Origin of the sequence: Streptomyces sp. NBC_01224, from assembly GCF_036002945.1 — a bacterium.
In the GTDB taxonomy this organism is placed as follows: domain Bacteria; phylum Actinomycetota; class Actinomycetes; order Streptomycetales; family Streptomycetaceae; genus Streptomyces.
In genome coordinates this window covers 9,650,494-9,662,892 of the sequence record NZ_CP108529.1, presented here as the reverse complement: position 1 = coordinate 9,662,892, position 12,399 = coordinate 9,650,494, and the positions used below count along the sequence as shown (strand labels likewise).

The following is a 12,399-nucleotide window of genomic DNA, read 5'->3' as shown; positions in this document are numbered from 1 at the left end:
TACCACATCGCTGCGCGATGTGCAAGCGAACCACCGCGCGTTGCGCGGTGGTTGCGCACCCGCTCCGCGGGTGCGGACTCTGGTGCTGCGCACCAGAGCTGACTCCGTTTCACGGAGTCTGCGCTTCGCGCAGTGTGCCCGGCAGAGCCGGGCCAACTCCCTCCGCTTCGCTCCTGGAGTTGGGGGGCGCCCGCGTTGCGGGCCGGTGGGCCCCGCTGTGCGGGGCCCTGTCTGGCGGGATGTCAGGCGCGAGTGATCGGAACTCTTGTAAGGGAGTTGACGGATACTTCGCATCCGTCTGATGGTGTGTCCGCTGCGCTCCCCCACCCTGGTTCTTCCGGCTACGCCTCCAGGACCTGAAGCCCGCTACGCGGGCTTGGCTGGCTACAAGGGGTGGGGGGTCGCTCGTCCGTATCGGGTTCCAGTGTAGTGGGTGCATCAAGTTTGATTCAGCATGTACCGTTGGCAGAAACGAGTGACATACTGATGGCTTGGGGACCACTGATGGGCAACGCGCAGGCTTATCCGATCTACCGAACCTTTGACGCAGCAAGCATTATTTCTGTGGCTTTCGATCTTGTCCGGTGCGGAGAGGGTTATGAAGGCGAGACTGGATACCTCGATGCAGAGCTGGGCGATGTCGATGATGTGCTGAAGGCTCGTAACCTCTTTCCGGATGCGTGGTTCTCCCACCGTCGTTCTAACTTTCGGGGTGCCGACCTGTCTGATGACGCCGCGGTGTTGACTGGACTGCTGCCCATGCAGCTTGATGCGGAGGAAGTCTTGGAGGGGGACGTTCTCTCCAGGGCCGTAGAGGTGCTGCGCCCTGCGGTGTGGGGGCAGCTCGCGTGGATGGCTCTCAGGTGGCCGGCCATACCGGAGCTCGGCCTAGGACCTGAGTACGCACGCACAGGCGTTCAGGCCTGCTTCAACATCGATGCCAACCATGAACCAGTGGCGGGACATACGGTCTACGTCCACGTCTATCCCGGTGATGAAGACAGAGCACGTCACCTTGCTCGCATGATCGGAAAGGACGTCATCGGCCCTCCTGAGCACGGTTGGTGAGAATTTATTTTACGGCGACGGTTGAACAGGCGAGATGAGAGAGCGAGCAGAGTGAAGGGTTATTTTCAGCTTCGAGAGCATCAGGTAGATCAGAAGGAAAAATTCCGGAGGTGGGTTGGTTTTCCTGCAAGGTCATCTGTGCCCCCGCAGGGTGGCCGGGGCACGATCGTGTCAGCGACCGGCTCGGGCAAGACGATCACGGCCGCCGCGTGCGCGCTGGACTGCTTCCCGGGCGGCCGGATCCTGGTGACCGTGCCAACCTTGGACCTGCTCGTGCAGACCGCCCAAGCGTGGCGCCTGGTGGGCCACCGGGCCCCGATGGTCGCGGTGTGCTCGCTGGAGAACGATGCGGTCCTCAACTCGCTGGGGGTGCGCACCACCACCAACCCGATCCAACTGGCCCTGTGGGCCGGGTCCGGGCCGGTCGTCGTGTTCGCCACGTACGCCTCCCTGGTGGACCGCGAGGACATCGACGCACCGATGGGCCAGGGGAAGGTTCGTGGGCCGTTGGAGGCCGCTCTGGCGGGCGGAGAGCGGCTCTATGGCCAGCAGATGGCGGGCTTCGACCTCGCGATCGTGGATGAGGCACACGGCACCGCTGGTGATCTTGGTCGTCCGTGGGCGGCGATCCATGACAACGCCCGTATCCCGGCGGCCTTCCGGCTCTACCTGACCGCCACGCCGCGCATCCTCGCCGCGGCCCGGCCGCAGAAGGGCGCGGACGGCCAGGAGGTGGAGATTGCGACCATGGCCGACGACCCGGACGGCACGTACGGCGCGTGGCTCGCAGAACTCGGTCTGAGCGAGGCGATCGAGCGCGAGATCCTCGCCGGGTTCGAGATCGACGTGCTGGAGATCCGCGACCCCTCCCCCGTGATCGGGGAGTCCGAAGAGGCGCGGCGCGGCCGGCGCCTGGCCCTCCTGCAGACCGCGCTCCTGGAGCACGCCGCCGCGTACAACCTCCGCACGGTCATGACGTTTCACCAGAAGGTGGAGGAAGCCGCCGCGTTCGCGGAGAAGCTGCCTCGGACCGCTGCCGAGCTGTACGTCAACGACGCATCCGACGAGGACCTGGCCGCCGCGGACAAGCTGCCGAAGTCCTCCATCGACGCGGAGTTCTACGAACTCGAGGCCGGCCGCCACGTACCCCCGGACCGCGTCTGGTCGGCGTGGCTGTGCGGCGACCACCTCGTCAGCGAGCGGCGCGAGGTGCTGCGCCAGTTCGCAGGCGGCATCGACGCCGCCAGCCGCCGGGTCCACCGCGCGTTCCTCGCGAGCGTTCGCGTGCTCGGGGAAGGCGTCGACATCACCGGTGAGCGAGGTGTGGAGGCTGTCTGCTTCGCGGACACCCGCGGTTCCCAGGTCGAGATCGTGCAGAACATCGGCCGGGCGCTGCGGCTCAACAAGGATGGCAGCACGAAGGTGGCCCGGATCATCGTGCCGGTGTTCCTGGAGCCCGGCGAAGACCCGACCGACATGGTCGCCAGCGCCTCGTTCCGGCCCCTTGTGGCGGTTCTCCAGGGCCTGCGCAGTCACGATGAGCGCCTGGTCGAACAGCTCGCCTCCCGCGCCCTCACCAGCGGCAAGCGCAAGGTCCACGTCCAGCGCGACGAGGACGGACGGATCGTCGGAGCCAGCGGCCAGGACCACAGCGAGGACCAGGAGCAGGACGACACCCACGCCGCCGCCGAGTCCGCCCTACTCCACTTCTCCACCCCTCGTGACGCCGCGACCATCGCCGCATTCCTGCGCACCCGGGTCTACCGGCCCGAGAGCCTGGTCTGGCTCGAGGGCTACCAGGCCCTCCTCCGCTGGCGAGCCGAGAACGAGATCACCGGCCTCTATGCCGTGCCCTACGACGTTGAGGTCGAGGTGGGCGTCACGAAGGACTTCCCCCTTGGGAGGTGGGTGCACCAGCAGCGGAAAGCACTGCGGGCCGGGGAGCTGGAAGCGCGGCGCAAGACCCTGCTGGACGCACCCGAAGCCGGGATGGTCTGGGAGCCCGGCGAAGAAGCCTGGGAGAACAAACTCGCCGCGCTCCGCTCCTACCAGCGGGCCACCGGACACCTCGCACCCCGGCAAGACGCGGTATGGGGCGAGGGCGAGGCGATGACGCCCGTCGGCCAGCACATGGCCAACCTCCGCCGGAAGGGCCAGAAGAACGGCCTGGGCAAGGACCCGGAGCGGGCGGCGGAACGCGCGGCGCAGCTCACCGCGATCGACCCGGACTGGGACTGCCCCTGGCCACTGGACTGGCAGCGGCACTACCGGGTGCTCGCGGACCTGGTCGACGCCGATGGCGTGCTGCCCGAGATCCAGCCTGGCGTGCTGATGGACGGCGATGACATCGGCAAGTGGCTGGAGCAGCAGAAGCAGCCGGTCACCTGGGCGAAGCTCCTCCCCGAGCAGCAGGAGCGGCTGACCGCGCTGGGCGTCCAGCCCGCTGAGGCGGCGCCTGCCGCCCAGGCTGCCCCGCGTACGGCGAAGGGCCCGAGCAAGGCACAGCAGGCGTTCCAGCGAGGCCTGACGGCACTCGCGCAATGGGTCGAACGGGAAGGCGTGGGCCGACCGGTACCCCGGAAGGCGGTGGAGACCTTGCCCGACGGAACCGAGACCAAGCTCGGCATCTGGTACAGCAACACCAAGTCCAGGCGGGACAAGCTCACCGCCGAACAACTCGACGCACTACGCAAGCTCGGGGTGGAGTGGGCCGTGTAGCGTCCGGTGCTGGTTTCAATAGCAAGTCGCTTCCGCATCGGCAGACATCACCCTCGGAGAGCATGTGCACATGAGAGAAGTACGCAAGAGAATCATGGCCGTATCCGGAATGCTGGCGGCTGTCGTCCAGGACGGCTTCAAGTTCCCGGCAGGAGTGGGCTCTCGGTGATACCCCAGATCCAGAGGGCGCGTTCGGGTGGACAGTGGCTCGGGACACGGGCCGCCCTCCGCGTTCCCGTCGTACTGATAACTCTCGTCGCCGGCGCGGTGGGAACCGCCTCCTGTGGCCAGGACAGCCCCGGCGTGGCATCGCCACAAGCGCCGAGGACAGTGGCACCTCGTCCCGAGCCGTCCGCAACACAGACCCTGCCGCAGGCCTCCGATCTGCCCAAGCATGCGGTGACCAGCGACAAACAGGCCACGCTTAGCCCGGGCAGGACGATGGCCACGGGATACACCGGGAACGATTTCCTCACCGGACTGGCGAAGGACTGGAAGATCCGACTCGAAAAGCCCATCGAGCAGGAGATGCCCAACGGGAAAATGAGGACGTACGTTCACGGGCGCGGCAAGAACGGGATGACCGTGTCGGCCGGCTACGCCGATCACAAGAACATGTCCTCCCTGCTGTGCCGCGCGGGTACGAAGGAACCAGGCGATTTCGAGTTCCTGGCTTCCTGCACAGGTCTCGACGTCGCCGGAATCGACCATGACAAGGCGTCCTCGTGGCTCGACCGGGCGAAGAAGGAGACCGACTCCCTGTACGAGAAGCAGGTGACCAAGACGGGAATCGAAAAGGAGTACGTTGTCAGCGGAGTGTTGGTCTCGGGCCCGGTGAGGATGGTTCTGCACCGCGCATACGAGAGGTACTCACTGAGGATCCTCGGAGGCGCAGCGGCGTAGCGGCATCAGCAGGATTCCAGGGTCAAGGCCCCTCGTCGACCTCGGATTGAAGTGGGCAGCACAGGACCCGGAGCGGGCGGCGCAGCGCGCGGCGCAGCTCACCGCGAACGACCCGGACTGGAACTGCCCCTGGCCACTGGACTGGCAACGCCACCACCGCGTCCTCGCCGACCTGGCCGATGCCGACGGCCAGCTGCCCGGCATCACACCCGGCGTCCTCATGGACGGCGACGACATCGGACTGTGACTGGAGCAGCAGAAGCCCGGACACCTGGGCGCGGCTCCTCCCCGAGCAAGGCGCAGCAGGCGTTCCAGTGCGGGCTGACGGCACTCGCGCAGTGGGTGCACGCACAGCCATGGCATGCACCTCAGCACTTTGCTCGTTGCCCTGTTGCGTACCCAAAGACGCCCACGCAGCACTGGCAATCGGCGGGTCGAACCGGGGCGCTCTGCCCTCGGTCCGTCACCGTCCCTGTCTCCCGTTCTGCGTCTGTAGCCCAGGTTTGCCCATCGTGTGCCCTGTACGGCGGATCTCGATCGTGGGAGGCCGCGTCTGTGAGAGGTATGGCAGCGCAGACAGCCATAGGGGTCAAGCGCCGGGGAGAGTCGTGGGGGAGATCAGCGACGGAATTGAGCGAGCGCTGCTGACGCGCCCGGTACCTACAGGCGCCTCGGCACTGCGTTTCCTCATGAGGGCCGAGAAGGGCTCCACGAAGAAGGTGGCACGCCTCCTGGGCGTTTCACAGCGCACCGTGCAGCGGTGGGTGACAAAGAAGCCCGGAACACGTCGTCCGCCAGGTGCGCAGCATGCCCAGGCGATCGAGGAAGCGGTCCTGGCTCGGTGGCAGCCCCGAATACGGGCCCGTCGGCGTGCCCAGGCCGAGGCGGAGGGCTTCGTCTTCCACACCAGGGCGCGATTCGGGTTCGCGGCTCCTGCAGGCTCCTCGGACGACCCGCGGGTGCGGTGGATCACCCAGTACCTGCCTGGAGAGGTCGCCCGGGAACTCTTCGCCGCCCGGGATGCCGGCGCAGGCGAGCAGCAGCAGATGGTGATCCTCGCTCGCGCGCTGGGGCACGCCTACTTCCGCGACGGGGGCCACCGCGCCCACGGCCTGCACATCGCCTTCAGCGACCTCGAGTTCGCCGACTTCTCGATCGGCTGAGCCTGGCCCGTCGCGTAACAACGTCAGGGTGTTCAGCGTCGTGGGGACCTGGCGCGGCTGGCCGGTACCGCTTCGTACCTCTCGGCTTCCTGCCGCTCGCGCCAGTCCCACTCCACACGGCCGACCGGGCCTTTGCGGCGAGCCGCGAGCGGCTGGGGCGGGCGCAGCCTGGCCGTCTCCGCCACGCGCAGCAGGTGCCCACGGTCCCCTGGCGCGGCAAGCAATTCCTGCTCCTCGCCGGAGGCGAGGCGGGTGAAGCAGGCCGCGGCCCGCAGGAAGCCGCCGGCCCAGGGCGGTACGGGGTAGGCGGCGCAGCCGTCGGTGTAGCGGGCGCGGTCGTGCAGGGCGAGCATGGCCGCGGCGTCGTCGTAGTCGCGGGGGCGGGCGGTGGCGAGTTGCTGGAGGGAGGCGCCGGTGAACAGTGCGGCAGCGACGGCCGCGGCCAGGCGAGGATGTGCGGTCGCCGCGTGCAGCCGGTGGGCGACGCGCCGGGCGGTGGGCGCGGTGAGAGGCGCGGGCGGTGGGCGGTGCCGCCAGGCGATCGACGGTGGCGTGCACGGGTCGGCGCAGGGGCGGGGGCTGTCGTAGGAGACGAGGCGGTCCAGTGCGGGCAGGTTGAGCCACCGGCCGACTGGCCCGGCGGGCTCGTCTGCGGGCGGGGGTTCGGTGACAGGCGTGCCGTAGTAGTGGCGGTGGGCAGCCTCGAAGTCGGCGGTGAGGGAGTAGTCGGCCGTCTGCAGGGCCTGGTGGAGAGCGGCGGGGAGGTGTGGGCGGTGGCAGACCAGGGTCAGGTGGATACCGGTGAGGGCCTGTAGCTGCAGGAGGCGCGTCGTGCGGCGGGCGGTGAGGCGGTGGGCGCGCAGGACGGTCAGCCGGGTAATGGGCAGGGCGGTCATCCAGGCGGTAGCTGCTTGCCAGGCGGGCTGACGGCCGGCAAGGAAGCGGCCCGGGAGCAGGGGCGGTTTGCCCAGGGCGGCGAGAAGGTCGTGGGCGAGGCCGGTCTCGCTGGTGGTGCCCGGGCCGGGGTGCAGGGTGATCCGGCCGGACGGCGGATGGTGGGCGGCCAGAGCAGTGTGCGTGTGAATCGCGTCGTCGCCGGGGTCCAGGACCACAGTGATGGACGGCGAAGTCGCGGCGGGACAAACTCAGCGCGGAACAGCGCGACGCACTACGGAAGCTGAGCGTGGACTGGGCATGAGTTCCGGCGGAGGGTTGCCTGCCGTGTGCCGGGAGGCAGCCCTTTACGGCGTGGGGTGATCCAGAGACCGCTAAGGCACCATGCCTGGGTGGACATAGACATTGCGAGGAGCAGCTCAAGCGGTTCGCCGGGCTCGGACCGTCATATTGGTTTGGTGAGGTTCGGGCTGGGCCGGTAGTGGGCGACTCCTGCGTAGGACATCCCCAGTGAGGTGGTGAGGGTCTTGGCGTCGAGTTCATCGGCGAGGGTGAGCAGGCGAGTAGAGCGCAGGATGCGGGGCCGGAGGCCAGTAGGGGCGAGGGTGTCGCGGATGTGAGCGGCGCCGGCGGGGCCGTGGTGGGTGCGGGTGAGCCGAGTGACGAGCAGGTGGGGGTTGTCCGAGCCCAGTTGGTGTCGGTGTTCTTGGCAGCGTTGGAGTGCGGTCCAGGTCGCGTCGTCGAGCGGGATGGCCAGGGATCTGCCGGGGAAGTGGACGCTGTGGTGATGGGGGTTGATCCCGGTGTCAGAGAGCTGGCGCAGCTCGGTGATGGTTGCTGCGTGGAGCAGGGCGGCGAGGCCGATGAATGCCTCGTGCGGGTGTATGTCGTGGTGGGTGGTCCACCGCTGGTACAGGGTGCGCTGCTGGGTCAGGGTGAGGGTGGGACCTTTGAATCCCCTGTGCTGTACGGCATTTATGGGGTCGGTGGGGTTGTGGAGGATGGCTTTGGAGTAGTGGGCGTACGCGAAGAACTGGCGCAGTCCCGCGAGTCGGGATGCGCGGAGGGCCGGGTTGAGGGCCAGGAAGGATTCCAGATGGGCGGTGGTGACACTGGCCCAGTTCGTGTGGCCCTCGGTGTGGAGGTGGAGGGCCAGGTCGCGGACGGCAGTAAGTCGGATCTCGATGGTTTTCAGCTGGTTGGGGCGTAGTCCCAGTTGTTCGGCTTGCTCGCGCTGTCGCAGGAGGAAGGCGGCGAACTTCTTGGCCTGGGGGCGCAGAGGGGTGGGTGTGGCCTCGATGCGGCGGGCTCGGCGTTCTGTTGCTCGTCTGTCGGAGCGGCGTGGTGGTGGGTCGAGGTGGCCGTGGGTGCGGAAGAAGTCGGTGAGCGCTCCGACGAGTTCGGGGGCATCGCTTTTAGCGCGGGCGAGGAGGCTGCAGGGGTCGCAGGACTCGGCGTGGAGGAGCAGGCGCGCGGTGGTGGCGATGAGGTCGGCCGCGTAGATCGGGTGTCGGTGCGCTGCGAGGTGTACGGCGAGGTCGCTCCACCAGGAGGGCGGGGCGGGCATGCGCTTGGCCCAGCCCGCCGCGCGGGTCAGGACTGTGTGGGGTGAATGCTCGTAGCAGCGCTTGCAGAGGCCTTTGGCCCACCGGCCGCTGGTTCCGCATTGCTCGCAGTGGGCTGGGGGCGGGGCGGCAGTGGGATCGGTACAAGCTCGGCAGCGCTGGGTCGCCGCGTCGAGGGCACGTCGGCGTCCGCAGTGCTGGCAGGGGCCCCGAGCTCGTTCTCCGGCGGATCGGCGTCGGCATGCCGCGCACAGGTCCTGGGCGGAGCGCCGTGGTGCGCCGCAGAGCGTGCAGGTGCGTGAGCACCAGGGGCAGCGGCCGGTGTCGGGGTGCAGCCAGCGCAGTCGGTGGCAGGCCGGGCAGTTGTCTTTGACACGAGAGGGTGTGGCACGGGTGGTCGTGGGCGGGTCCGTCGCGGGGTGTGCGGGGCGGGGTGCGGTCACAGCGGTGGCAGGGATCGGTGGCTGGGCACGGGCTGCTGTCGAGGTGGTGGGGTGGTGCGTGGTCCAGGTGGTGGGGGTATGGCGGGCTCGCCGACGGTAAGCAGGTCGCCTGGGGTGCAGTCCAGGGCGGCGCACAGGGCGGCCAGGGTAGAGAGCTTCACCTGGGAGGGCTGTTTGGTGAACAGGGCGGACACCGATGCCGCAGACAGCTCGAGACCGGCCCGCTCGGCGAGCAGGCGGCGCAGTTCGGTGCCGGTCCAGATACCGCGCTGTGCCGCGGTCATCCGAAGTCTCCACTCCACCTGCGGTGGCGGGGGCATGGGCTCGACGGCGTGCAGAGGGGGTGGTGTGGTCATGGGTGTCCTGCCCTGGGGTCAGCTGGCCAGGTTAGTGACGGCGGTCGACGTGGCGCGGCGCCAGGCGTCTTCGACGAAGGTGAGCGAGGGCCGCACGTAGGCCATCGTCGAGGCGATGTGCCAGTGACCGAGGAGCTGCTGGACGGTGAGCAGGTCCATGCCCTTCTCGTAGTGTGGGTCGCGCAGGCCCGGCGCAGATCGTGCGGGGTGAACCGGTCGTCTGCGGGGCGGCCTTCCAGGTCCAGGAGGTGGCAGAGGCGGTCGCGTACGGTGTCCGGCTTCAGCGGCTGGCCGTGGGCGTCGCAGAACAGCGGGGCGGTGTCGGGGAAGAAGGGGCGTACGTCTCCCAGGTACCAGGCGAGGATCTGGTCCAGTCCGTCGAGCATGGGTGCCCATCTCGGGCGGGGCCCCGAGGTGTTGGCCGCCTTGCCGAATCGGACGTGGAGTTTGCCTGTCGGGCCGAGTGCGGGATGGACGTCGCATTGGTCGAAGCGAATGGCTTCGCTCACTCTGGGAGCGGAGTGGTAGAGGGTGCGCAGCAGTGCGTAGTCCCTTGCCGCGGCCGGGTAGTCGGACGTGGTGGTCAGGCGCTGGCGGGCGAAGGCGAAAAACGCGGTGAGGCGCTCGGCGGTGGGCGGCAGGATGCGCGGGGTGTCGTCGAAGACATGGCGCAGCCGGTTGAACCGGTCCAGCGGGTTGGCCACTGGGGTGCCGTACAGGGTGCGGATCTCGGTGGCGTAGCGGGCCTGGATGAAGGTGTGGAACGTGCGGAGCATCTGCAGGTACTGGCGTCTGGTCCCCGCCGCCCGCCCCGCCACCACCAGGGAGTGGAGCATCGCGTCCACATCGGCCGGCTCGATCTGCCACACCGGCCGGTCATAGTGGTCCAGCACCCGTTGCAGCAGCGACGTGTAGCAGCCGATCGTGGTGGGAGCGAAGCCTCTCGCTGTCCATGTCGAGGCGAATGCCTGCACGCAGCGGGTCTGGAACGCCCACACATCGGGTACCTGCCCGGCCTCGGGAGCAGGGCCGCAGAGCCCGCCCTCGACCAGCCGAAGAAACGGCTTCCCCGCCACACTCCACCACCAACCAGCAATGACTCTTGGTTAAGGCGGCACCTGAACAACCTCTGTGCCACCGAATCCATCAACGAGACAGCTGCAGAAAAGCAACCCTCACCTCACGAATAACCCGGTCATCCACACGCCTCCCCGTTGAGCCACTGGGCCTCATCCACCAGGAAGGTACGGGGGCGCTCGGCCAGGGCGGTTTTCAGCAGGCGGTCGAACTCGCTGGGGTGGCGCGGTGGTTCCCCGGCCAGGTCGAGCGCGGTGAACAGTTCGTAGCGCACCGCTCGGGCGGTGGGCCGGGCCCGGAAGGTGATCTTGCGGACGTCCTCGTGCGGTTCGAGGTTTCGCAGGCAGGTGTTGACGGCGAGGGTCTTGCCGAAGCCGGCGCCGCCGTGGATGCACATCATGGCGCGGGCGGCGACGGTGTCGGTGATGTTCTCCCGGGCGGTGAGCAGGGCGCGGGTGGTGACCACGGACGCATCGGGCAGGTCGACGTACTGGTAGGTGGCCGCGGTCACGAGGCGTCTCCGTCTTCGTCGGTGGTGGGACGTGCGGCCCGTCCGTCCGAGCCGTCCGGGGCTGTAGCGGTGGAGTCACGGCCGGACGGGAGCGGGACGGGCAGGCCTGGCGTGGTCAGCGCGGCCAGGGAAGCTGGGGTGCGCCAGTCGGCCGGGGGCGCGGCGGGCGGGATGAGGTCCGGCAGCGCGATCTGCGCGAGGTCGGTGTCGGCAGTCTGGGCAAGTTCCGCCTCGGCCTGCGCGGTGGTCAGCGCGCCGAGCCGCCGAGGCGCCTCCGGCTGGTTCACGGCGGCGTAGCGCTCGCGTTGGGAGGCCTCCAGGTCCTTCTTCAGGCGGCGGGTGCGGGCGGCCCGCGCTCTTCGTACAGCGCTGATCTGTTCGTCGGTGGCCTGGTCGGCCAGGTCCGCGGGACCCAGGTAGCGGCCAGTGGCGGCGTGGTAGACCTCGATGCGGTGGTCGTGGTGGGGCATGAAGCGGACCCTGACCTGGATCCCGGCCTGGCCGGTCATCCACGGCCCCACGTAGTCGCGTTTCCTGAAGCGGATGCCGCGGGTGGTCAGCGTGCGAGTGCCGGCGTCCTCCAGGGTGAACGTCCACAGATCTGTTGCGGGCACGTCCCGCAGCGGGGTGGGATCGTCCTGCCACGCCTCAAGCGGAGTCTTGCCCCGCAGCGGCGCCGGGCGGTGCTCGGTGTTCCACCAGAGCGTCCAGGCCAGCAGCCGGGCGGTGAAGTCCTCGAAGCCGAGCAGCACTTCGTCCTTCGGGCGGGAAGCCCGTTTGCCGGGGCGGGGCTGGCGGGCGTAGCCGGGCAGCGCGGCCAGGAACATGCTCTCCACCGCCCGGTTGAGGCCCTCCACGGTGCCCTTGAGGTGGGGGGTGTAGGCGGGCAGGTCCTCCACCGTCACGTCCAGGAGATCGAACGCGGCGGTCACCGTCCTGGACAAGAAGTCCTTGCCGCGGTCCACCCGTACCTTCTCCGGCAGACCACCGAACGGACCGTAGGGCTCCTCCCGCAGGACCGCAGAGCGCAGCGCGGCCAGCACCGACTCCCGCGACGGATGCACCGGCGTGACGGCCACCCCGGTGATCGCGTTGGTGGCGCAGTCGGTGAACCAGGTGATCCACGGCCTGCGGGCCTTGCCCTCGACATCGACCAGCACCGGCGCCTGCATGTGGTCGGTCTCCCACACCTGGTTGCGCCAGCCCCGCGGCCGGGCCAGGAACACATCATGCTTGCGCGCCGCCCGCTCCCCACCCGCAAGCCCGGCCCGCTCCCCCGGCATCAGATCACGACGGATCGCCCGGTGCAGCGTCGTCAACGACGGCACATCCGGCGGCAGAGCTGTACCCGGCGGCGGCCCGGCCTGTGTACCGACATCAGCTACTGGGCGCCCGGCCGCGCGGGCAGCGAGCTCACGCTGCACCGCGGCGACATTGCCCTTCCACAGCGCCAGCAGCGCGCGGACCTCCGGTGTGATCGTGAACCTCGTGCCGGTCTGGGCCCGTGCCCCGGGCTCGTCAGCTGCCCGTTCGTCGCGGCCGGCTTCGGCCAGCCACCGCCACACGGTGCGCTCCGACACCCCCAGCGCATCCGCCGCCACCCGGACATGGCCGGTCTTCAGCTCGCCCCGCACCCGCAGAGCGAGCAGCCGACGCACCGCCACACCGCGCAGCGCGGTACGCGACGCTTCCGGAAGCCCG

General features: G+C 69.0%; 11 protein-coding genes. 5 read left to right on the top strand and 6 right to left on the bottom strand.

Features of this window, described 5'->3' with window-relative positions; translation table 11 throughout:
- Window positions 1–504: 504 nt before the first annotated feature.
- The 5 genes from OG609_RS44380 (at window position 505) to tpg (ending at window position 5,852) form a co-directional block, all read left to right on the top strand.
- Window positions 505–1,068: a hypothetical protein gene (locus OG609_RS44380; RefSeq protein ID WP_327270827.1), complete on the top strand. Its 564-nt coding sequence runs from the start codon at window positions 505–507 to the stop codon at window positions 1,066–1,068.
- A 51-nt stretch (window positions 1,069–1,119) separates the two neighbouring features.
- Complete coding sequence (locus OG609_RS44375) at window positions 1,120–3,786, top strand: DEAD/DEAH box helicase (RefSeq protein ID WP_327270828.1); 2,667 nt, start codon at window positions 1,120–1,122, stop codon at window positions 3,784–3,786.
- 399 nt (window positions 3,787–4,185) lie between these two features.
- Window positions 4,186–4,689, top strand: a complete 504-nt coding sequence (locus OG609_RS44370) for a hypothetical protein (protein WP_327270829.1) — start codon at window positions 4,186–4,188, stop codon at window positions 4,687–4,689.
- Window positions 4,690–4,735: 46 nt separating this feature from the next.
- A complete protein-coding gene (locus OG609_RS44365) occupies window positions 4,736–4,936 on the top strand; it encodes a hypothetical protein (protein WP_442817920.1) in 201 nt (66 codons plus the stop codon).
- A gap of 361 nt (window positions 4,937–5,297) precedes the next feature.
- Window positions 5,298–5,852: a telomere-protecting terminal protein Tpg gene (tpg, locus tag OG609_RS44360; RefSeq protein ID WP_442817921.1), complete on the top strand. Its 555-nt coding sequence runs from the start codon at window positions 5,298–5,300 to the stop codon at window positions 5,850–5,852.
- Between the two features lie 32 nt (window positions 5,853–5,884).
- On the opposite strand, the gene OG609_RS44355 is transcribed toward tpg, so the two are convergent.
- From OG609_RS44355 to OG609_RS44330, 6 genes are all read right to left on the bottom strand, one after another.
- On the bottom strand, window positions 5,885–6,964 hold the full coding sequence (locus tag OG609_RS44355) for a hypothetical protein (protein ID WP_327270831.1): 1,080 nt from the start codon (window positions 6,962–6,964) through the stop codon (window positions 5,885–5,887).
- A gap of 227 nt (window positions 6,965–7,191) precedes the next feature.
- Window positions 7,192–8,313 (bottom strand): integrase, encoded by a 1,122-nt coding sequence (locus tag OG609_RS44350; protein WP_327270832.1) that lies wholly within the window; start codon window positions 8,311–8,313, stop codon window positions 7,192–7,194.
- Window positions 8,314–8,750: 437 nt separating this feature from the next.
- The gene (locus OG609_RS44345; RefSeq protein WP_327270833.1) at window positions 8,751–9,110 is read right to left on the bottom strand and encodes a helix-turn-helix domain-containing protein; all 360 of its coding nucleotides are present in this window, start codon (window positions 9,108–9,110) and stop codon (window positions 8,751–8,753) included.
- Window positions 9,107–10,186 carry a tyrosine-type recombinase/integrase gene (locus OG609_RS44340; RefSeq protein WP_327270834.1) on the bottom strand — a complete coding sequence of 360 codons (1,080 nt, stop codon included), beginning with the start codon at window positions 10,184–10,186 and terminating at the stop codon, window positions 9,107–9,109. Before OG609_RS44340 ends, OG609_RS44345 begins: the two co-directional genes overlap by 4 nt.
- A gap of 119 nt (window positions 10,187–10,305) precedes the next feature.
- Window positions 10,306–10,698: an ATP-binding protein gene (locus tag OG609_RS44335; RefSeq protein ID WP_327270835.1), complete on the bottom strand. Its 393-nt coding sequence runs from the start codon at window positions 10,696–10,698 to the stop codon at window positions 10,306–10,308.
- Window positions 10,695–12,356 carry a transposase gene (locus tag OG609_RS44330; RefSeq protein ID WP_442818052.1) on the bottom strand — a complete coding sequence of 554 codons (1,662 nt, stop codon included), beginning with the start codon at window positions 12,354–12,356 and terminating at the stop codon, window positions 10,695–10,697. The genes OG609_RS44335 and OG609_RS44330 overlap by 4 nt, the downstream gene beginning before the upstream one ends.
- Between the last annotated feature and the right edge of the window lie 43 nt (window positions 12,357–12,399).